Source organism: Vallitalea okinawensis, assembly GCF_002964605.1.
Classification (GTDB): Bacteria; Bacillota; Clostridia; order Lachnospirales; family PQDH01; genus Vallitalea_A; species Vallitalea_A okinawensis.
Map to the genome: position 1 here is coordinate 224,183 of NZ_PQDH01000004.1, position 21,233 is coordinate 245,415.

General features: G+C 34.8%; 17 protein-coding genes. 12 read left to right on the forward strand and 5 right to left on the reverse strand.

What is annotated here, in order from left to right:
* Positions 1–42: 42 nt before the first annotated feature.
* The 4 genes from carB (at position 43) to pyrE (ending at position 5,729) form a co-directional block, all read left to right on the forward strand.
* Positions 43–3,264, forward strand: coding sequence for a carbamoyl-phosphate synthase large subunit (gene carB, locus C1Y58_RS13900; protein WP_105616665.1), 3,222 nt, complete (start codon positions 43–45; stop codon positions 3,262–3,264).
* A complete protein-coding gene (locus tag C1Y58_RS13905) occupies positions 3,257–4,036 on the forward strand; it encodes a dihydroorotate dehydrogenase electron transfer subunit (RefSeq protein WP_105616666.1) in 780 nt (259 codons plus the stop codon). Before carB ends, C1Y58_RS13905 begins: the two co-directional genes overlap by 8 nt.
* Positions 4,029–4,931 carry a dihydroorotate dehydrogenase gene (locus C1Y58_RS13910; RefSeq protein WP_105616667.1) on the forward strand — a complete coding sequence of 301 codons (903 nt, stop codon included), beginning with the start codon at positions 4,029–4,031 and terminating at the stop codon, positions 4,929–4,931. The genes C1Y58_RS13905 and C1Y58_RS13910 overlap by 8 nt, the downstream gene beginning before the upstream one ends.
* 219 nt (positions 4,932–5,150) lie before the next feature.
* Positions 5,151–5,729, forward strand: coding sequence for an orotate phosphoribosyltransferase (pyrE, locus tag C1Y58_RS13915; protein WP_105616668.1), 579 nt, complete (start codon positions 5,151–5,153; stop codon positions 5,727–5,729).
* Positions 5,730–5,800: 71 nt separating this feature from the next.
* Here the strand turns inward: pyrE and C1Y58_RS13920 are convergent, their stop codons facing one another.
* A complete protein-coding gene (locus C1Y58_RS13920) occupies positions 5,801–6,031 on the reverse strand; it encodes a hypothetical protein (protein WP_105616669.1) in 231 nt (76 codons plus the stop codon).
* Positions 6,032–6,231: 200 nt separating this feature from the next.
* On the reverse strand, positions 6,232–7,380 hold the full coding sequence (gene yiaY / locus C1Y58_RS13925; protein ID WP_105616670.1) for an L-threonine dehydrogenase: 1,149 nt from the start codon (positions 7,378–7,380) through the stop codon (positions 6,232–6,234).
* A gap of 195 nt (positions 7,381–7,575) precedes the next feature.
* On the opposite strand from yiaY, the gene C1Y58_RS13930 reads away from it, so the two are divergent.
* Positions 7,576–8,427, forward strand: coding sequence for a helix-turn-helix domain-containing protein (locus C1Y58_RS13930; protein ID WP_105616671.1), 852 nt, complete (start codon positions 7,576–7,578; stop codon positions 8,425–8,427).
* A gap of 167 nt (positions 8,428–8,594) precedes the next feature.
* A complete protein-coding gene (locus C1Y58_RS26460; protein ID WP_157950103.1) occupies positions 8,595–8,741 on the forward strand; it encodes a hypothetical protein in 147 nt (48 codons plus the stop codon).
* Between the two features lie 217 nt (positions 8,742–8,958).
* Here C1Y58_RS26460 and C1Y58_RS13935 read toward each other — a convergent pair whose 3' ends face one another.
* On the reverse strand, positions 8,959–9,180 hold the full coding sequence (locus C1Y58_RS13935) for a hypothetical protein (protein ID WP_105616672.1): 222 nt from the start codon (positions 9,178–9,180) through the stop codon (positions 8,959–8,961).
* A gap of 325 nt (positions 9,181–9,505) precedes the next feature.
* On the opposite strand from C1Y58_RS13935, the gene C1Y58_RS13940 reads away from it, so the two are divergent.
* On the forward strand, positions 9,506–11,254 hold the full coding sequence (locus tag C1Y58_RS13940) for an ABC transporter ATP-binding protein (protein WP_105616673.1): 1,749 nt from the start codon (positions 9,506–9,508) through the stop codon (positions 11,252–11,254).
* Positions 11,255–11,266: 12 nt separating this feature from the next.
* Positions 11,267–13,330, forward strand: coding sequence for an ABC transporter ATP-binding protein (locus C1Y58_RS13945; RefSeq protein ID WP_242985404.1), 2,064 nt, complete (start codon positions 11,267–11,269; stop codon positions 13,328–13,330).
* Positions 13,331–13,407: 77 nt separating this feature from the next.
* Here the strand turns inward: C1Y58_RS13945 and C1Y58_RS13950 are convergent, their stop codons facing one another.
* Entirely contained in the window at positions 13,408–14,247 is an 840-nt protein-coding gene (locus C1Y58_RS13950; protein WP_105616674.1) for a DUF3298 and DUF4163 domain-containing protein, read from the reverse strand.
* A 2-nt stretch (positions 14,248–14,249) separates the two neighbouring features.
* Positions 14,250–14,744: an RNA polymerase sigma factor gene (locus C1Y58_RS13955; RefSeq protein WP_105616675.1), complete on the reverse strand. Its 495-nt coding sequence runs from the start codon at positions 14,742–14,744 to the stop codon at positions 14,250–14,252.
* Positions 14,745–15,082: 338 nt separating this feature from the next.
* Between C1Y58_RS13955 and C1Y58_RS13960 the strand changes: the two genes are divergently transcribed.
* The 4 genes from C1Y58_RS13960 to C1Y58_RS13975 all read left to right on the forward strand — a co-directional run bounded on the left by C1Y58_RS13960 (position 15,083) and on the right by C1Y58_RS13975 (position 21,148).
* Positions 15,083–16,861, forward strand: coding sequence for a 5'-nucleotidase C-terminal domain-containing protein (locus tag C1Y58_RS13960; protein ID WP_105616676.1), 1,779 nt, complete (start codon positions 15,083–15,085; stop codon positions 16,859–16,861).
* Positions 16,862–16,986: 125 nt separating this feature from the next.
* The gene (locus C1Y58_RS13965; protein ID WP_242985405.1) at positions 16,987–18,174 is read left to right on the forward strand and encodes a YibE/F family protein; all 1,188 of its coding nucleotides are present in this window, start codon (positions 16,987–16,989) and stop codon (positions 18,172–18,174) included.
* Between the two features lie 131 nt (positions 18,175–18,305).
* The gene (locus C1Y58_RS13970; RefSeq protein WP_105616677.1) at positions 18,306–19,928 is read left to right on the forward strand and encodes a glycosyl hydrolase; all 1,623 of its coding nucleotides are present in this window, start codon (positions 18,306–18,308) and stop codon (positions 19,926–19,928) included.
* 158 nt (positions 19,929–20,086) lie between these two features.
* Positions 20,087–21,148, forward strand: coding sequence for an acyltransferase (locus tag C1Y58_RS13975; RefSeq protein WP_105616678.1), 1,062 nt, complete (start codon positions 20,087–20,089; stop codon positions 21,146–21,148).
* Positions 21,149–21,233: the final 85 nt, after the last annotated feature.

Here is a 21,233-nt window from a genome sequence, read left to right on the forward strand (position 1 = left end):
TAGATTTGAATAGGAATACAGAGATTTGGAAGGAGTTAAAAAATGCCTAAAAGAGAAGACATTAAGAAGGTTCTAGTTATTGGTTCAGGTCCTATAATTATTGGGCAAGCAGCAGAATTTGATTACTCAGGAACACAAGCTTGCCAAGCATTAAGAGAAGAAGGAATAGAAACAGTTCTTGTGAATTCCAATCCAGCAACGATTATGACTGATAAAGAAGTAGCAGATAAGGTTTATATAGAGCCCCTTACAATAGAATTTCTTGAAAAAGTTATTAAAGAAGAAAAGCCAGATAGCCTAATAGCTGGTATGGGTGGACAAACAGGACTAAATCTTGCTGTAGAATTATATGATAAAGGAATCCTTGAAAAGTATGGTGTGAAGGTCATAGGTACACAGATAGATGCCATCAAAGAGGGTGAAGATAGAGAAGATTTTAAGAAACTCATGGTAAGAATTAATCAACCTATTGTCAAAAGTGAGATTGTAACATCCATGGAAGAAGGGGTAAAATTTGCAGAGCAAATAGGTTACCCTGTAGTTGTAAGACCTGCCTATACACTAGGTGGAAGTGGTGGCGGTATTGCTGATGATAGAGAAGAACTCAAGCAGATCTTAGCAAGCGGGCTTCAACTGAGTAGAGTAGGTCAAGTCTTACTAGAAAAGAGTATTAAAGGTTGGAAAGAAGTCGAATACGAAGTCATGCGAGATAGCTATGGTAACTGTATCACTGTCTGTAACATGGAAAACATTGATCCCGTAGGTGTTCATACAGGTGATAGTATAGTTATAGCCCCATCTCAAACCCTATCTGATGTTGAATATCAAATGCTTAGAAAAGCGTCACTAGATATTATAGATGCCATAGGTATTGAAGGTGGTTGTAACGTACAATTAGCCCTTGACCCAGAAAGTTTTGATTACATCGTTATTGAGATTAACCCAAGAGTGAGTCGCTCATCAGCATTAGCTTCAAAAGCTACAGGATATCCCATAGCCAAAGTAGCTGCAAAAATTGCACTTGGTTATGGATTAGATGAAATTAAAAACGCTGTAACAGGTAAAACTTATGCGTGCTTTGAACCAACTTTGGATTACTGTGTCATAAAGATACCTAAATGGCCCTTTGATAAATTTAGAAGAGCTAAAAAAACACTAGGGACAAAGATGATGGCAACTGGTGAAGTTATGGCTATAGGTAATAATTTCGAGTCAGCCTTCTTAAAAGCCGTCCGATCCCTTGAAATTAAGCAATACTCCTTATTACATGATAAGGCTACTAAGAGATCCATTGACGAGCTTAGAAAAAGAGTAGTTGTGCCAGATGATGAACGAATATTTGACCTAGCAGAAATGCTGAGACGAGGTTATCGAGTTGATAAAGTATGCAAAATAACAGGTATGGATCCTTTCTTTGTCAATAAAATCAAGGGGATTGTTGATGAGGAAGAAATATTAAGAAACTCTAGTATTGAGGACTTAGATGCAGAAAAACTTAGATTCTTAAAAAAGAAAGGATTCTCAGATAAAGCCATCGCTACTTTAGTTGGTGTTAGTCCAAAAGATATTTATAATCTTAGAAAACTTTATAAAATTGAAGCAGTGTATAAAATGGTTGATACATGCGGTGGAGAGTTTGAAGCTGTATCACCTTATTACTACTCCACCTACGATGAGTATGATGAGGTGGAAGTAAGTGATAAAAAGAAAGTGATGGTCATAGGTTCAGGTCCTATCAGAATTGGTCAAGGAATCGAATTTGATTACTGTTCAGTACACAGCATCATAGCATTAAGAAAAGCAGGTATAGAAACCATTATCGTCAATAATAATCCAGAAACAGTGAGTACAGACTTTGATATAGCGGATAAACTTTACTTTGAGCCACTAACAGAAGAAGATGTTTATAATATTATAGTAAAAGAGAAACCAGAAGGTGTCATCCTGCAGTTTGGCGGTCAGACAGCTATCAAATTAGCAAGTTTCTTAGATGAGATGAATGTACCAGTACTTGGAACCAAACCTGAGAAAATTGATGAAGCAGAAGACAGGGAAAAATTTGATGCCTTAATGGAGAAGTTAGAGATTAAGCGACCTAAAGGTAAAGCGGTTTGGTCTGTGAATGAAGGTATCGAAGCCGCTGAAGCGCTTGGATATCCACTACTGGTAAGACCATCCTACGTCCTAGGTGGTCAGGGAATGGAAATCACCTATAATGAAGTAGAATTAAAGCGCTACTTAGAAGATGCATTTGATAGGGATAGTAAGAATCCAGTATTAATTGATATGTACCTAGTTGGAAAAGAGATAGAGGTAGACGCCATTTGTGACGGCAAAGACATACTTATACCTGGGATTATGGAACATCTAGAAAGAGCAGGGGTCCATTCGGGTGATAGTATATCTATATATCCTTCCATTAGCATAACCAAGGATATTAAAGAGAAGATTAAAGAAGCCACAGAAAAAGTAGCAAAAGCGCTAGATGTTATAGGGATGATCAATATTCAGTTTGTCGTCTACAAGGATGATTTATACATCATTGAAGTGAATCCAAGATCATCAAGAACAGTACCTTATATCAGTAAAGTAGCAGGAGTCCCTATGATCGATTTAGCAACAAGGGTAATGCTAGGAGAGCAGCTAAGTGACCTAAAGTACGGAACAGGTATCTATCAAGAAGCGAAGAAAACTGCCATTAAAGTTCCAGTATTCTCAACACAAAAGCTACCAGATGTTGAAGTTAGCCTTGGACCTGAAATGAAATCAACTGGAGAAGTCTTAGGGGTTGGTGAGACTTTCATAGAAGCTCTATACAAAGGTTTCTTAGGAGCAGATATCAAACTACCAAGTAAAGAAGGAACCATATTGGTTACAATAAAACCTTATGATCAAGAAGAATTTTTGCCATTAGCTAAGGAATTAGCAGCGATGGGGTATAAGTTCATGGCAACAGAGGGGACAGCAAAGGCTTTAGAAGAAGTTGGTGTAGAAGTTGGAAGGGTAAAGAAAATCAGTGAAGGAGTACCCAACATTCTGGATATCATAAGAAGTGGTATGATTGACTTGGTGATTAATACACCTACAAAAGCCAACGATGCTAAACGAGATGGGTTTAGAATTAGAAGAACGGCTATTGAAGCCACTGTACCTGTACTGACATCACTGGATACAGTAAGAGGTATGATTGATATCTTAAAGGCAGATATGAAACTAGAAGATATGAAGATCTATAATCTTGGTGAGGAGGTCTCCCATGTGTAAAAGTGTTAATAAAACACGAGAGATTGTAAAAGTCCAAACACAAGAAGAAATAGCTAAAGACATCTACCGTATTATTATAGAAGCACCTCATGTTGCAAAGGAAGCCAAAGCAGGTCAATTCGTTAATCTATACTGTCAGGATGGAGAAAAATTACTTCCAAGACCAATCAGTATTTGTGAAATTAATAAAGATGAAGGAATAATTACTTTAGTGTATGCAGTAGTTGGAAGCGGCACGAAGGCATTTAGTCAGATTAAGAAGGGTGATACCGTCAGTATCCTTGGTCCATTAGGAAATGGCTTTCCCATGGATAGTGATGAGGGAATCAATATAATAGTAGGTGGTGGTGTAGGTACACCTCCCCTACTCCAGCTAGTCAAAGAGCTAAAGGGTGATAACCATGTCTTCCTAGGTTTTAGAAGTGAACCCTATCTTATTCAAGAATTAAAGAAATATGCTACAGTCCATGTGGCAACAGATGATGGTCAGGTGGGGTATAAAGGATCTGCCATCGATCTACTTAAAGAGAGTAAGATTAAAGGTAATAGAGTATATGGATGCGGACCAAAACCTATGCTGAGAGCGTTGCAGGAATGGGCTCTTGAAAACAATATTGAAGGTTATCTATCTTTAGAAGAAAGAATGGGATGTGGTTTTGGAGCCTGCGTAGGTTGTGTATGTAAAATAAAAAGAGACAAGGGTATCCAGCATAAAAGAGTTTGCCATGACGGACCTGTCTTCACCGTACAGGAGGTGATCTTTGATGCTTAATACAAAAGTTAATTTCCTTGATATAGATTTCAAAAATCCGATTATTACGGCATCTGGTACTTACAATACTCAAGCATATAAAGAGTTTATGGATCTCAATAAACTTGGTGGTGTTACATTGAAAGGTGTAGCTAAAGAACCATGGCTCGGCAATAATACACCAAGGATTGCTGAGGTATACGGTGGCATGTTAAATGCAGTAGGGCTTCAAAACCCCGGCATCGATTATCTAATACAAGATGAATTAGAAATCCTAAAAGCATATGATACCAAGGTGATTGTGAATATTGCAGGGAAAACCATAGAAGATTACTGTGAAGTGGTTGAAAGACTCCAAACAGAAAGAGTCGATTTATTAGAGTTAAATATATCTTGCCCTAATGTGAAAGAAGGGGGCGTAGCCTTCGGAACAGATCCAAAGTCAGCTTTTGAAATTACAAAGGAAGTTAAAAAATACTGTAAGCAACCTCTAGTGGTGAAGCTAAGTCCTAATGTCAGCAACATTAAGGAAATAGCATCAGCGGTTGAAGATGCGGGAGCAGATGCCCTGTCATTGATCAACACACTCATAGGTATGAAGATCGATATTCATAGGAAGAAACCAGTATTGGCTAATAAAATAGGTGGTTTTTCTGGACCTGCAATTAAGCCAGTAGCCATAAGGATGGTTTATCAAGTGTACGATGAAGTAAGTATTCCAATTATAGGGATGGGTGGTGTCATGACTGGTGAGGACGCCATTGAGTTCATGATGGCTGGTGCTTCATTGGTAGCTGTGGGAACGGCAAACTTACTAAATCCTAGTGCTTCAGTAAATATTATAGAGCAAATACAGGCTTTTATGCAAAAAGAAGGGGTTAAGGATATAAAGGAATTAATTGGGGCAGCACATTAACAGTTAGGTTTTATAATAGGAGTCAAGGACCTAGGGGGAACTATTGCGCTGGAAGAAAAGACGTCCATGTCTTAGACTGCCAGGCTCACCCTCCATGGTTCGCTGTTTCATAGTATCCCCTAGGTCTAGGTCCTTTCTGCTACTGTAAGATTAAAGTATTACTATTTAGATTCAATAAATCTAGTTAGATAAATAACGATTAACGAGGAGGAATTTTATATGTTATCAAGAGCAAGAGTTGAAGAGATATTAAAGGATGCAGGTGTATTGTTAGAGGGGCATTTCTTATTGACTTCAGGTCGTCATAGTGGTCAGTATATGCAGTGTGCCAATATATTAAAGTATCCAGCTTATGCAGAAGAGATTGCTAAGCATTTAGCAGAAGGTTTTAAAGATGATCAAGTGGATATCGTTATTGGTCCTGCTATGGGCGGCATTATTATCGCCTATGAATTAGCGAGACAAATTGGATGTGAGAATCTTTTTGCTGAACGTGAAAATGGTAAAATGGTATTACGTAGAGGATTTACTATACCAAAAGGGGCAAGAGTCGTAGTGGCTGAAGATGTTGTGACAACAGGAGGGTCTGTAAGAGAGGTTATCGATATCGTCAAGGAACAAGGGGGCGAATTAGTAGGGGTAGCTGTACTAGTAGACCGTAGTAACGGTAACGTAGATTTCGGAACCAAATTAGTACCAGCTTACCAAGCGGAAGTCGTTTCCTACGATGCAGATAGATGCCCAATATGTAACTCTGGCATACCTCTTGTTAAACCAGGTAGTCGTAAGGTGAAATAAATAATTTAGACGTTAAACATATAAGCAGGAGTCTAAAATAGACTCCTGCTTATATGTTCTTTGGTGAATGTTTATGCACTTTCTTTTAAGAATTCATCTTTGCATTCTTGGAAAAGAGTTTCTTTACTTAGTTTATTGGCTTTATATTCTTTAAATCTTTTTGATATAGAGGTTCTTAAAGGTTCCAGGAAGAATTCTATACTCATTTCTATTAGATCTTTAAAAAAGGCTGGAAGTACTGAAATGATAAAGATCATAGACAAACCAAAAGCCAAATATCCTAAAATACGTACTACATACATGTTGAAGTAACTCCTTTTGACAATCACTTTCATAGTTTTCTAATCTTTTGTATGTATCACTAATTATATAGTACGTATTTTTTGTCTTATTAAGGTCCCTATTTTAAGTTTTTCTAAAAATTAAATTACAATTAATAAAAAGAACTGGAGTCACACAGTTAAGTATGCTCCAGTATGATAGTAAGGATAATCGTCTTTAATTACATAGCTTCTTTAAAAATTGTCATAATTTCATCATGAGTTGCTTGCTTAGGGTTTGTTAAACCGCAAGCGTCTTTTAAAGCATTTTCAGCTAAAACAGGAATATCTTCTTCTTTAGCACCGATTTCTTGTAAACCTGATGGAATAGCAATATCTTTTGATAAAGTCATAATAGCTTCAAGAGCTTTTTGGGCCCCCTGTTCAGCTGTTAAACCTTCTACGTTAACACCCATTGCCTCCGCAACATCTTTTAAACGAGCTGGCGCTACTTGACTATTGTATTTTTGAACATGAGGTAAGAGAATAGCGTTACATACACCATGAGGTAGATCGTAGAAGCCACCTAATTGATGAGCCATTGCATGTACGTAACCGAGGCTTGCATTATTAAATGCCATACCAGCTAAAAATTCAGCGTAAGCCATGTTATTGCGGGCTTCTTCATCTTGACCATTTGCTACTGCATTTCTTAAGTTAGTTGATATTAATTTCATTGCTTGAAGGGCACAAGCATCTGTAATTGGCGTTGCAGCAGTTGAAACATAAGCTTCTACAGCATGAGTTAAGGCATCCATACCTGTTGCTGCTGTTAAAGATTTAGGCATATCCATCATTAACTCTGGATCATTAACAGCAAGAATAGGTGTCACATGCTTATCAACGATAGCCATTTTAACATGTCTTTCTTCATCAGTAATAATACAGAAAATAGTCATTTCACTAGCTGTACCTGCTGTAGTGTTAACAGCTACTAATGGTAATTGTGGTTTAGCAGATTTATGAACTCCTTCATAATCTTTTATGCTGCCGCCATTAGTTGCTACTAATGCGATACCTTTTGCACAGTCATGAGGTGAACCGCCACCAAATGAAATAACAAAGTCACATTCTTCTGCTTTTAATAAATCAACACCATCATGTACATTAGTAATAGTTGGATTAGGTTTAGTTTCATCAAAAATAGCATATTCGATGTTGTTTGCATCCAAAACCTTAGTTAATTTATTAACAAGTCCGATGTCGTTTAAAACTTTGTCTGTTACAATAAATGCTTTTTTAAAACCTAGACCTTGAATCATATCTCCAGCATCGCTTAAAGCATTTTTATCCATGACATTAACTGAAGGCATATAAAATGTATAACTCATTTATACCATCTCCTTAAAATTTATTGTTATTAAGTAAGTCATTAAGTTCAATTTGCATATGTGGAAAAATTATTATATACTAATAATAACTTTTTGGATGGGTTAAATTCTACCTGATTATTTTTAAAAATACGTTTTTTTTAATAATGATCGATAAAAAATTATCAATTGATAGAAGCAAAGGAGTGTTGGGGAATGTACTTTAATCAAGAATGGGAGCGGTTACATGGTATTGAGACAGATTATGTAAAACTCTATTATTATGATTTTCAGCCGGGTTATTCGGATACTTATCATTCATACTCCTATCATCGTATATGCACTATTCTTGACGGTATTAAAGATGTTAGAGTTGATGATGGTGAAGAATTCACCTATGATCAAAACGAATATGTCTTATTATCACCACATTCGGAAGTTTACATGACAATGCCAGTAGATACAAAGGCTTTGGTGTTGGAATTAAGCGATGACTTAATTGATGATGTAAGTCAGAAAGTATCAGTTGAATTAGAAAAAGACATATCCTTAAAGAATTATGATTATTTCCATAGTGATATGTCCAGGTTGCTGGCAAACAGTTTGACGTCAATCAATGATTTATTACATGTCAATGAAGATGAAAAAGAACAGCACTTTTTTATTGATCTGGCCGTCCAGCAGTTAACTTATGGATTACTTAAGGATAAGAACTCTCGAGAGTTTATATATAAGGACATCAATCATCCTATGAAAAGAGCCTTGGAAATTATCAAAGAAGGTTATGACCAAGGCATTACAATATCGGAGATAGCTTTTAACTTGCATATGTCGGTTCCACATTTTTCTAATCAATTTAAGAAAACCTTTAACATAACCCCTAAACAGTATTTAAATAATTACAAAATGGAACGGTCAAAAGAGATGTTGAGAAAACAAACTGTAAGTGAAGTAGCCTTTGATTTAGGTTACTCTAATGTATCGAATTATATCGACCAGTTTAAAAAGAAATATAAAATAACGCCTAAACAATATCAATTAGAGCATATGCGAAGGCTTTATACATGAATACAGGTTAAGGTAGATGCTTAATCTGTTTTTTTCTTATCTAATCATAGTAGTTTGATATAGCTAATCTAAAGATTGTAACGGAAATATAATATTTTAATGGAATCAAATCTGATACAATAGAACTAAAGTAAAACGGACAGAATTAAGACAGAAGGGGATTTTAGATGGCAGAAAATAAAACACAGAAAAAAAGTAATAAAAAAAATAGAAGTTTAGTTGGGACAATCGCGTTACTAACATTAACCTTTTTAATTCTCTTTGGTGTTAGTTTTTTCTTTGGCTATGAACTTGGTATTTATCTTGTAGGTTAATGATTTACTTAGAAAGCTTTTAAAGTTTAATACACAGAAAAAGACGGCTGGGGAGGCCGTCTTTTTCTCTAGATCTATTTTTAAGGAGGTTAAGGGGGGAAATATATAAAGTTTTCTATGGTGCTTCGAAAGCTTTTTCTTCAATTGCTTTCTTAATATATAGTATGAGCTTGTCTTGACATGTGTTACTGCTTATCCAAAACTTTTTAAATTTAAATTATCTTTTTAAATTTTTGTTAGCATTATAGTCTTTATGATAATTTAATTGTTGTTGGTCTTCATAATGCTCTTCTTCATAGTGTTCTTCTTGATATGTGTCCCCCTCTTCTAACCATTCAGCAGATTCAACTACATCTACTTCTTTTGGTGCTACATCAGATTTAAATTGCTCAAAATTAACACCATCTTTAACAACTGTTGGTTTATTCTTTTTAGCCATATCATCTACTCCTTTAAATACTAAGGTTTCATATTATTGAACTTCATTAATCTGATTAAAGTTCAATATTTTGTTTCATAACTTAGGATTAGCAAAAAGGTTTTTTCTCATGCAAAATACATAAATTCATCATTAGATTTTAGAAATTATGAGATTGACATGAGTTATTAGATGTTAATTCTTTTAATTATTTTTCATTACATTTCTATTTTTTAGTTATTTAGTTGAATTATTTTTCCCATTCATATTTGTGATGACATTATAAGTATATTAGTATATAATTATATATAGTGTCAAAAAAGAAGAGAGAGATTGAGGTGAAAACATGGTCGTTGATTCTATCAAACCATACTTGAAAAAGTATGCCTTATTCTATGTTATAGGACTGATAGGACTATTAGTTGTAGACGTGTTCCAAGTATATATACCCATGATTATCGGGGATGCAACAGATGGTATTGCCTTAGGCTTGTATCAGCAACAGGACTTATTCAATATTATAGGTAAATTATTGCTGGTGGCACTCATCATCATTGCAGGGCGATTTACATGGCGTTATTTCGTATTCGGTACATCTAGAAAAATCGAATACCATTTAAGAAACGATTTATTTGCACATTTAGAAAAGTTATCACTTCGCTATTTTAATGAAACCAAAACTGGGGATTTGATGGCTCATGCTACTAATGACTTAAATACAATACGTATGGCTTTAGGGCAAGGTCTTTTATTTGCATTTGACTTTACCATTTTAATCACATTGGTTTTATATACCATGATCACGAAGATATCACTTGCACTAACATTAGTTGCAATTATACCCTTACCATTTATAGCTATTGTAGGTGTGTCATTTGGAAAGGTCATGACCAAACGCTTCAAAGAAAAACAAGAGGCTTTTTCCAAGATGTCTGATCAGGTTCAAGAGAATATTTCAGGTATTCGAGTTGTTAAAGCCTTTACTCAGGAGAAACTCGAAAAAGAAGCCTTTGATGAAGTTAATCAATTTAATTTTAATAAGAATTTAAAGGTTGTTCGATTATTTGCTATTCTTCATCCTTTTGTCACATTGATAAGTGGCTTGTGTATGTTATTAACCATTGGATATGGTGGTTATTTAACCTTGATTGCCAAGATCTCATTAGGAGATTTTATTGCTTTCACACAATACCTGATGATGTTAGTTTGGCCAATGATAGCCTTTAGTATGACCATAAATATGTTCTCACAAGGTAAGGCATCTATGGCTAGAATACAGAAGATATTTGATGAGGAACCAGAGATCTTTGATCCAGAAGATGTGAGTGACATGGATACCATAAGTGGGCATATTACAATCAACCATCTTACTTTTGATTACCCAAATGGTGAACAAGAAGCTCTTAAAGATATTAATGCCGATATCAAAAGCGGTCAGACTATCGGGATTATTGGACGTACTGGTAGTGGTAAGACTACCTTAGTTAACTTATTATTAAGACTTTATAATCCTAAACCAGGTGAAATTCTTGTTGATGGTGTAGATGTATTAAAGATTCCACTTAAAACATTAAGAAACCATATAGGCTATGTGCCTCAAGATAATTACTTATTCTCCAATACCATTAAGAATAATATTCTATTTGGTGCAAGACAGAAGAGTGATCAAGAAGTTGAAAGAGCTTCTGAGATGGCTGATGTCCATGAGAATATTATGGATTTCCCTAAAGGGTATGAAACCATTATCGGAGAAAGAGGAACGACTTTATCAGGTGGACAAAAACAGCGAGTTTCTATAGCAAGAGCTTTGATAAAAGAGCCTTCTATTCTCATTTTGGATGATGCGGTTTCAGCTGTTGATACAAAGACAGAGGAAAAAATATTAGGAGAATTGAAGCAAATACGTCAGAATAAAACAACGATAATCATTGCTCATCGTATTTCAACTATTCAACATGCGGATCATATTCTTGTTATTGATGAAGGTAAGATTATTGAAGAGGGTAACCATGAGAAGTTGGTTGCAGGGCAAGGATTTTATGCAGATATGGTTGAAAAGCAACAGCTTGAGAAGGCATTAGACGAAGAGGCGTAAGGAGGTGTTAGAATGGCACATCATCATGATGAAATTGAATATAAATCTTATGATCCGGAGATCATGAAGCGATTAATGAGTTATGCAAAACCTTATTGGCACCTAATTGCTGTATCTGTTCTATTACTTTTATTTGCAACAGGGGTACAGCTTATTCAGCCATTGATCATCGGGTCAGCTATTGATACAGTGTTTGAAACTTATGACAAAACTTATTTGATAGAGGAACAAGGGGATATACAGGTTGAAAATCTAAATCTGACTTATATTCCTGATATTGATGAATTAAGTGGAACAGAAGATTTAGCCCAAATTGTATATGCAGGGGAGCAATACTATTTAGTTCCTCATGTTACACGAGATGAAGTATTGGAATTTAAGCAATTGAAAAGTAAGGAAAGTGAAATTGAAGTTGCTGGGGATATACTTACCATCAATAATAAGAGCTATGATGCTCTTCAGTTAAATGAAGATGCTATTGTTGCATTAAGAAAACTGGATATATCCAGTTTAATGGAATTGGTGCTCTTTTACCTTATTCTCCTTATTATAGGTATGGTTACAGGTTATTTTCAAGCAGTATTACTTCAACATACAGGACAGAAAATTATTTATAATATCAGAAATGAAGTGTTTGGTCATATAGAAAGTCGATCCATTCATTATTTTAATAGTCATCCTGTAGGAACACTTGTAACAAGGGTTACAAATGATACGGAAACACTTAATGAGATGTACACCAGTGTTATTGCCAATTCCATTAAAAATGTGTTCTTACTTATAGGAATAGTGGCGATGATGTTTAGTTTGAATGCTAAATTGTCCGTTATTGTTCTGACCATTTTACCTGTAATTGTTATCTTAACTTTCATTTATAAGAAGTTTTCAAGAGAGAATTACCGGGTAGTACGTACTAGATTATCTAAGATCAATGCCTTTCTATCAGAGCATATACAAGGTATGAAAATTATTCAGATTTTCTCCAAGGAAGAGGAAGTCTATGATGAATTTAAAACCATCAATAAAAAGCTTCGTCAGTCCCATATAAAAGAACTTCTTCTTTTTGGAATCTATCGACCTATGATGTACGCCCTATACATTATCGGGATATGTTTAGTCATCGGATTTGGAGGTAACGAAGTTTTAAAAGGTGCTGTGACCATTGGAACATTGGTGATTTTCTTACAGTACATTAATAAGTTCTTCCAACCTATTCAAGAACTTGCTGAACAGTTTAATATCTTACAGTCAGCCATGGCTTCTGCTGAGAAAATATTCACCGTATTAGATTCAGAAGATGCTATTGTCAATCAAGAAGAACCAAAGCCGCTTGCACAAGCAAAAGGTAAAATTGACTTCAAGAATGTTTGGTTTGCTTATGAGGATGAAGAATGGGTACTTAGAGATGTATCTTTCTCTGTAGAACCAGGAGAAACTGTAGCCTTTGTAGGTGCGACAGGTGCAGGTAAGACATCGATACTCAATCTTATTAGTCGCTATTATGACGTTCAAAAGGGTAACATATCAGTTGATGGGGTTAATGTAAGAGATTATGATAAAGACAAGTTGAGAAAGAATATTGGTCAGATGTTACAAGATGTGTTCCTTTTTACAGGGGATATCAAAAGCAATATTCGGTTGAGGAATGAAGAGATATCCAGGGAAGATATTGAGAAGGCAGCGAAGTATGTCAATGCTGATTATTTCATTCAGAAATTGCCGGATAAGTACGATGAAAAGGTTTATGAAAGGGGTGCTACCTTATCTGCTGGTCAGCGCCAACTATTATCCTTTGCACGTACCTTAGTTTTTGATCCATCCATACTCATTTTGGATGAAGCAACAGCTAACATTGATACAGAAACAGAACAGTTGATTCAAGATGCTCTTGAGAAGTTGATGGAGGGGAGAACGACATTGGTAGTTGCTCACCGTTTATCAACAATACAACATGCAGATAAGATCATTGTTCTTCATAAAGGAAAGATCCGTGAGATGGGTAACCATCAAGAGTTGTTAGCTAAAAAGGGTATTTATTATCGATTGTATCAATTACAATACCAAGATCAAGCTTAAAAATCAGCGTTCCCATAGGATAAAATCAGCGCACTAGACAAATCTAGTGCGCTATTTCTTATCTTTAGCTTCTTATGTTACTCGATAATGAACTCCTGTTGTCCCATTGCTCCTGGGGCTATTTCATATTTGGCAAAAACAACAGTTACTTGACCATCTTCATTAATGTAGAAGTTCTGGTTTTCTGCTATAGTTTGGAATCCCATATCACCTTCAAAGAATGCTTCACCTTTTGCGGTCCGCTCTTCAATCTGTTTAATAACTTCTTGATTAATATAATCAATATAGTTTTCACCGAAGAAGTCTACCAAAGTCAAAGTATTATTGGATTTCAAGTCAAGGTTATAATAAAAAGTCTCATTATATGCTGAACCTAAATTCTCACCCTTAACAATGACAAAAGATAAGAGTTCTTCTGAGGAATGTTTAACTTCGTAATCAATGAAGATTTCTACAGGTCTAAAATCTTCTTCGGTACCACCAGTTTCTAAATAAGCTTCTTTATATTCTTGGGCTCTTAACTCAGCTTCTTCTAAAACTAAATCCATCTTCTTTTGAATTTCAGTATTAACTTTTTCTTCGAAGCTTACAGAATCCAAACCATCAACTTCAGGTATTGTCACTTCACCTTCAACAACATCACTATGAATTTCAAAATCTTTAAAGGTCAACACTTTTGCAATACTACCGATGACAGGCACTTCACTCATAGTTTTAGCGAATACTTGACTTGAATTAAGCCCAATAGTAAAGGTTGATAAAACTAATGCACCTGTAATACTTGCAGCTATTAGAGTACGCTTACCTTTATTTGATTTTCTATCTGTATTTAAAGTTTTATCTATCATAATATTCAGCTCCTCTGGAATCTCTATATTCTTATAATATTGTCTTGCATCTTTTAATTTATTTTCCATGCTTAAATGTCCCCTTCCATAATTTTTTTTAATTTTTTTATGGCATTATATATTCGGGATTTAACAGTACTGACGTTAGTATGAAGTATAAAAGCGATATCTTCTATTTTCATATCCTCAAAGTAACGTAGTATAATAACTGATTTATGTTTGGTATCCAACTGATCCACAGCGTTATAGAGATCAAAGTTAATATCAATATGAGTGTTAACTGGGGACTCTATTTCTGGTACTTCATCAAAATAGATGATACGTTTATTCTTTCTTATATAGGATATACTTGTGTTAACCAGTATACGATAAAACCATGTTTTGATTGATGATGAGTCCTTTAGTCTACCAGACGAAGATAAAGCCTTTAAGATGGACTCTTGAACAATATCCAGGGCACTTTCTCGATTCTTAACATAACCGTATGCTAATATGTAAAAATCATTCTGATGCTCTTTTATATAATCTACAATAAGTTGATCATGCTTATTAGGTACTGTCGACATTGGTTTCGCACCTCCTTACATATAATAGACGCATGGCTAAAGAAAAAAGTCTAAAATAATTTTAAATTTTATAAGTATAGTTATTTGTCATTTTAATAAAATAATAATAGTGTGTTATAAACTTAAGAAAATAGGCAAGATTAATTAGTACTTATAGTATAGTATAAAAAACAATGGAATACTTATTGATAAAGCAACTTATTAGCCATAATTTGAGAGATTTCATTGACAAAATTATGTAATAGAATTAAGATATAATTGTACATGTTTAAATATATTTTCTATTTTAAGGAGATAGGATTTAGGCAGTATAACAAAATTTTATCGGAGGGGAAAGCATGAAGTACATAATGAAAAAATTAACTAGTATGATGTTAGTTGTAGCAATGTTCTTCAGTATGACAACAGGATTAGTTTTAGCTGAAGGAGATACAACAACTACAACAACAGAAACAACAGTTACAGAGACAGCACCAGAGGCTGTTGAGCAAGTAGAAAATGTTATTGATATCCTTTCAGTAAATGACTTCCACGGTAATGTAAAAGAAAGTGGAAAAAACATTGGTATGGCTAAAATGGTTGGCTATGTTAATGAGCAAAAGCAATTAAACCCTAACACAGTTGTTGTTGCAGCTGGTGACAGTTATCAAGGTACTGCAATTTCTAACTTAACATTTGGTGCTCCAGTTAACGAAATGTATAAAGCTATGGGTGTAGTAGCATCCTCAGTGGGTAACCATGAATTTGACTGGGGTGTTGATAGAATTGCACAATGGGCTGAAGAGGGTGGCTTCCCATTCTTAGCAGCGAATATTTACGATAAAGCAACAGGTGAACCAGTTTCATGGGCGCAACCTTATCTTATTCAAGAAGTAGCAGGTAAGAAAATTGCATTTATCGGATTATCAACAGTTCAAACTGCTTATCAAACAAAAGTTGAAAACGTAGCTAATTTAGAGTTCAAAACTGCTGAAGAAGCTGCAAAGATCTGGATCGATTACTTAAAAGCAGGTAATGCAGAAGAAGGTACTCCAGATGTCATCATCGCGTTAACTCACGTAGCAGCATACCAAGATGCCTATGGAAGCGATCCCACACTACCTGTAACAGGTGAAGAAATTGAAGCTTTATGTGCAGTTGAAGGTCTTGATGCAGTTATCACTGGACACTCTCATACAACAGTTGCTGGTTATATAAATGGTGTACCAGTAGTTCAAGCTTACAAAAATGGTCGTTCAGTTGGTAAAATCTCAATCGAGTTAAATGAAGATCAAAGCGTTAAAGCAATTACTCCATCTGTAACTGCTGTTTATAAAATATCATCTGATATTATTGAAGATGCAGATACAAAAGCAGTATATGACAAGTATGAGCAAGATTTTGAACCTATCGCTGGTGAGGTAGTAGGTCAATTAGAGGGTACTTTATCTCATGATAGAAGCGATAAAAATGTTTCAACACTTGGTTACTGGGTTTGTGATTTAATGAGAAAATCTACAGGTGTTCAAATTGGTTTAACTAATGGTGGCGGTTTAAGAAAAACTCTTGAAGAAGGTACAATCACTATGGGTGATATGTACGAAGTAATGCCATACGATAACAAATTAGTAACTATGGAAGTAACAGGTGCTCACTTAAAAGCTTTAGTTGATCATGGTATTGAAGCTGACTTCATGACAGATGGTCAATTTGCTGGAGTAAAAGTTGTTTACGATCCATCAAAAGAATATGAGAACAGAATAGTTAGCATCACTTTAGAAGATGGAACGCCAATCGATATGGATGCAACGTATACATTAGTTACAAATGACTTCATCCTAGGTGGTGGAGATAAGTATGACTTCTCAGATGCAACTAATGTAGTTGATACATTTGTTCCTATCAGAGATGAGCTTGTTAAAGCTTTCAAATCAGTAGATAAAGTGGTAGCTCCTACTGTAGATGTTATTTCAGTAGTTGAAGTTGATACTGAAACGTATACAATTCAAGATGGCGATGTTCTTTGGAAAATCGCAGAAGCTTATGGCACATCTTATGAAACTTTAGCTGAAATGAACAGCTTAGAAAATCCTCATATGATTTTTGTTGGTGAAACACTATTAGTTCCTGCACAATAAAATCATATATGAAAAAGCCTTTTGCCTTCTAGGTTAAAGGCTTTTCTATTACCACCAAGAAAGGTGACTAGCGTCACATTGCAAAAAACACAGAGCTTTCCTACACAAAATAAGGAGTATTGAACATGAGACATCAACTATTAATTCTAAGTTGCATTATGCTATTAGCTTTTACAGGTTGTACTGCATTAAAAAATGATGATATAACAGAAGATAAGAAGTATGGAAATCTTGCTGAGTATTATGAAGAAGATATGGCAGAACCAGAGTATGATGTTGTTAAAGCAAAAGTTATTCGGATAGACCTGGATGACACAAAGGAAGAACGACCTGACATCATGATTCAACAAGATATAAGATACCAGCATCTATACATACAAATTCTAGAAGGTGACCATAAGGGAGAAGAATATACTGTAAGAAATACAGTTGAAATGGTTAATCCTTATCGATTAATTTTTGATGTAGGCGATAAAATGTATATTTATCTTTTTGAAACAGATGAAGGAAAAGTGGGAAATATCCATATTTATGAAAGATCTCGAGATGGAGCAATCCTATGGTTGGTTATAGCTTATTTAGGTATACTGGTTCTTGTCGGAGGGTTTAAAGGATTTAAAGCCGTAGTAACACTTACTTTTACTGTCTTAATGATAGGTCTGGTGATGTTACCTTTAATTTTAAATGGCTTCAACCCATTATTGGTGACTGTGGGTGTGGTTTCTGTCACGACAACATTTTCACTTATTGTTATAAGTGGTTGGAATAAGAAAACGCGTACAGCTATTTTAGGTACAATTGGAGGTGTATTGGTTGCAGCATGTGTTGCTGGAATTGTTAGTCAAGTAGCTATGCTAACAGGTCTTGGTGATGACCAAGCTCAGATGCTGGCCTATATCCCTCAAAATAGACACCTTGATTTTAAAGGTATTTTATTAGCTGGGATTATAGTAGGTGCTCTAGGTGCAGTTATGGATGTTGCTTTATCAGTAGCTTCTGCCATGTGGGAAATCGAAGAACATTCTCCTAAGATTTCTACCAAACAATTAATTCGATCTGGGATGAATGTAGGTAAAGATATCATGGGATCTATGTCCAATACACTGATATTGGCTTATGTTGGTGGATCTATTCATTTGTTACTCCTATTTATTGCTTATAACGTATCCATAGCTGAGATTCTCAATATGGATATGATAGCATCTGAAATTGTTCGAGCTGTAGCAGGTAGTATTGGTTTAATATCAGCCATACCACTAACAACGTGGATTGGTGGCACTTTTGGTAGAAAATCTAAGACTAAAAACAAGTAAGCTCAAGTCTGTAAGATAATATTTCTTACAGACTTGTTTTTTGTTGTAATATGTATAATCTTTATTGTATAATAATAATTATAAGGCCAATAAAGTACTGATTATAAATCTAGAGATAATGAGGTGATTAAATGAAGAAGAGGCTGAAATCTTATTTTATTATCATATTCTGCATGATTTTTCTCTTTTCATCACAAATGTTAATGGAAGTAAGAGCTGATGCAATTTGGGATAATATGAAACTTGCAAATGAAATGGTTAAAGAAAAGAACTATGATGAAGCTGTTAAATCATGGTTGAACCTAGTGGAACTATACGAAAACCAACCAGAGAAAATGAACTGGACCAATTATGCCATGTACCTTGAAAAGATTGGTGATTATTACGCTGGTAACTTCAATGGTGGGGCTATCAATAGACCTTTAGCAGTTCAATATTACGATAAAAGCCATTTGGCTTATCAAAATACTGATTTGAATTGGGGTGTCGTGCAGACTAAAAATAAAGCAGATCAATTAAGAACAGTCATCCGAGTATTTGTTGAAAAAACTGTAGAAACCAATACAATAAAAGCAAAGCAAGACCATTATATACCTGTAAACGGTGCATACATAGGTATTTACGGTGAATTTGATGAACGCTTAACGACATGGGGATACGTTGATCCAGATAAAATTAAAGAGACCTTTAATAAGTCTCATAGCATGATTCTTACCTATGCAACATATGGAAAATCTCAATTACCCAAGCAACTAACATCGAATATAAAAGAATCTGGTGGAGCGCTTCAAGTAGCTATGGAGCCTTCAGCAGGGTTAGAACAAGTGAAGGATGATACCTACATCAGACAATGGGCAAGTGATGCTAAAGAGGCTGGTATTCCTATTTTCTTACGCTTTGGTGGAGAAATGAATGGAAATTGGGTAGAGTGGGGCTTGCAGCCAGAACTTTATATCGAAAAGTTTCAACTGGTTCATGACATCATGGCAGAAGAGGCACCTAATGTTGTGATGTTATGGTCACCGAATGATATACCTTACGATAATTATGAGGCATATTATCCAGGGGATGATTATGTGGATTGGGTAGGCGTGAGCTCCTATGCTGTACCAGATGGTAATGCCCATACGGATTTATCGAACTATGATATGAACCCACTGAATAAGCTGCAACATATTTATAGTGCCTATGGTGATAGAAAACCTATCATGATATCAGAAGGAGCAGTGGCTTACTGGGCTAAAGTATCTCCAGAGAGAAATTTTGATGCATGGTATCAAAACAATATGGAGAGAATTTACCATTACTTACCTCGCCTCTATCCAAATATAAAAGCCATTAATTACTTCGACACCAATGAAGATCACGATCATTACCGATTAGATCACATTAATGCAAATTCAGTTTATAATGAGGTAATTAATCAACCTTACTATTTATCAAAAGTAGGTCAAGAGTCATCAGTTAAATTTGATGAGTTAATGGATACCCAAGTCATTGACAAAGAACCTATGACATTAAGTACCTATGCAGGTATCTATGACCCCTTTATTAATCGAGTGGAGTATTATATCAATGGCACCTTATTTAAGACAGCTACAAAGATGCCTTATAATGCAACCATTGATTTTACAAACTTTAATCAAGACGATGTCCAACTAATCATTAAAGTATATGATTCACAGGATCAATTAGCAGGTGAAAGAGAAATTCAATTTACTTTTGTGGACGCAACAACATCTGCTACACCTTAACAGATACTAATAAGATTATAGAAAAACACATCAAGTATGCAATATTTGCATACTTGATGTGTTTTTCATGTCACTATTGGTTAAATATTTAAATTTTAGAGTACCATTATGGCATCATATAAAATTCTGTGTTAGGATATTACTGTGGGGGTGTTCATATGCAACAACGATTATATGAAATCGACTTGTTCCGTATCAGTGCCTGTATAGCAGTCATTATAATCCACTGTACAGCTTTTGTTTTAGCAGGACCCGTAGATGATATAGTGAATTTAATACTAGTAACAATCAATCGTGTCATGAGTTTTGCAGTGCCAGCCTTTATTTTCATCAGTGGATTTAGTCTTTATAGCGCTTATGGACATCAACAAGTGACAATAAAAGGATTTACAGTTAAAAGAATTCATACTGTTTTACTACCATATCTGTTATGGTCAAATATCTTTTTTTTAATCTATATACTTACGAATACGCGTATATATACACTTGAATTGTACTTCAAATATTTACTTCTCGGAGAGATGTCTTATCATTTATACTTTATTCCGATAATCATTCAATTTTATATACTCTTCATACCCATAAAATGGGCAGTAAAGAGGTTCAATGCTTTTTGGGTAGTAGGTGGATCACTCGTTTTATACCTCATCTATTATTTTGTGTATAAAAATACCATGCCTTATAGCGATCGATTTTTTATGACCTATTTCCCGTTTTTCATATCAGGTATTTATACAAGTAGCTACTTTCAATCAAGAAAAGTACCTCTATCGCACTGGAAAAAAGTTAGCATTTACATGATAGGTACTATAATGACTATTCTTTATGGAGTAGCCAATTTCATGTATTATGGTTATGGAAATTCTACATTGCTAAAGATCCCCTTATTTTGGACTGGGTTCTGTTTATCGGTAATTTTAGTTTTATTTATCTTATGTCGGCAACAAGTGTATAGATTTCCTAAGAGGTTGCTTACACAACTAGCAAAACTCACAATGGTTGTCTACTTCTGTCATCCATTTGTGATCGTGGTGGCTAATGAGGTGATTAATGTATTGAATATTAGTTCTATATTGCTACATGTAACATTAAAAATATTGATAACAATACCATTATCCTTTGTTATTGCCTATTGTTATAACTGGACAGTTGAACAAATTAGAAGTATAGTTTTGAAACAAAAATACAAACTTCAAAAACAATTAACCATAAATAGATAGTGTAATAGATTTAGCAACCAAGATTCTATAAAATTAGAATCTTGGTTGCTTTATTATACATTATATTACAGCATATACTAACCTT

Coding starts and splice junctions, on each gene's coding strand:
- C1Y58_RS13935 (WP_105616672.1), bottom strand. CDS start 9,180: ATGGCTAAAAAGAATAAACCAACAGTTGTTAAAGATGGTGTTAATTTT.
- C1Y58_RS13940 (WP_105616673.1), top strand. CDS start 9,506: ATGGTCGTTGATTCTATCAAACCATACTTGAAAAAGTATGCCTTATTC.
- C1Y58_RS13910 (WP_105616667.1), top strand. CDS start 4,029: ATGCTTAATACAAAAGTTAATTTCCTTGATATAGATTTCAAAAATCCG.
- C1Y58_RS13955 (WP_105616675.1), bottom strand. CDS start 14,744: ATGTCGACAGTACCTAATAAGCATGATCAACTTATTGTAGATTATATA.
- C1Y58_RS13975 (WP_105616678.1), top strand. CDS start 20,087: ATGCAACAACGATTATATGAAATCGACTTGTTCCGTATCAGTGCCTGT.
- C1Y58_RS13960 (WP_105616676.1), top strand. CDS start 15,083: ATGAAGTACATAATGAAAAAATTAACTAGTATGATGTTAGTTGTAGCA.
- C1Y58_RS13920 (WP_105616669.1), bottom strand. CDS start 6,031: ATGTATGTAGTACGTATTTTAGGATATTTGGCTTTTGGTTTGTCTATG.
- C1Y58_RS13930 (WP_105616671.1), top strand. CDS start 7,576: ATGTACTTTAATCAAGAATGGGAGCGGTTACATGGTATTGAGACAGAT.
- C1Y58_RS13965 (WP_242985405.1), top strand. CDS start 16,987: ATGAGACATCAACTATTAATTCTAAGTTGCATTATGCTATTAGCTTTT.
- C1Y58_RS13950 (WP_105616674.1), bottom strand. CDS start 14,247: ATGGAAAATAAATTAAAAGATGCAAGACAATATTATAAGAATATAGAG.
- C1Y58_RS13945 (WP_242985404.1), top strand. CDS start 11,267: ATGGCACATCATCATGATGAAATTGAATATAAATCTTATGATCCGGAG.
- yiaY (WP_105616670.1), bottom strand. CDS start 7,380: ATGAGTTATACATTTTATATGCCTTCAGTTAATGTCATGGATAAAAAT.
- pyrE (WP_105616668.1), top strand. CDS start 5,151: ATGTTATCAAGAGCAAGAGTTGAAGAGATATTAAAGGATGCAGGTGTA.
- C1Y58_RS13970 (WP_105616677.1), top strand. CDS start 18,306: ATGAAGAAGAGGCTGAAATCTTATTTTATTATCATATTCTGCATGATT.
- C1Y58_RS26460 (WP_157950103.1), top strand. CDS start 8,595: ATGGCAGAAAATAAAACACAGAAAAAAAGTAATAAAAAAAATAGAAGT.
- C1Y58_RS13905 (WP_105616666.1), top strand. CDS start 3,257: ATGTGTAAAAGTGTTAATAAAACACGAGAGATTGTAAAAGTCCAAACA.
- carB (WP_105616665.1), top strand. CDS start 43: ATGCCTAAAAGAGAAGACATTAAGAAGGTTCTAGTTATTGGTTCAGGT.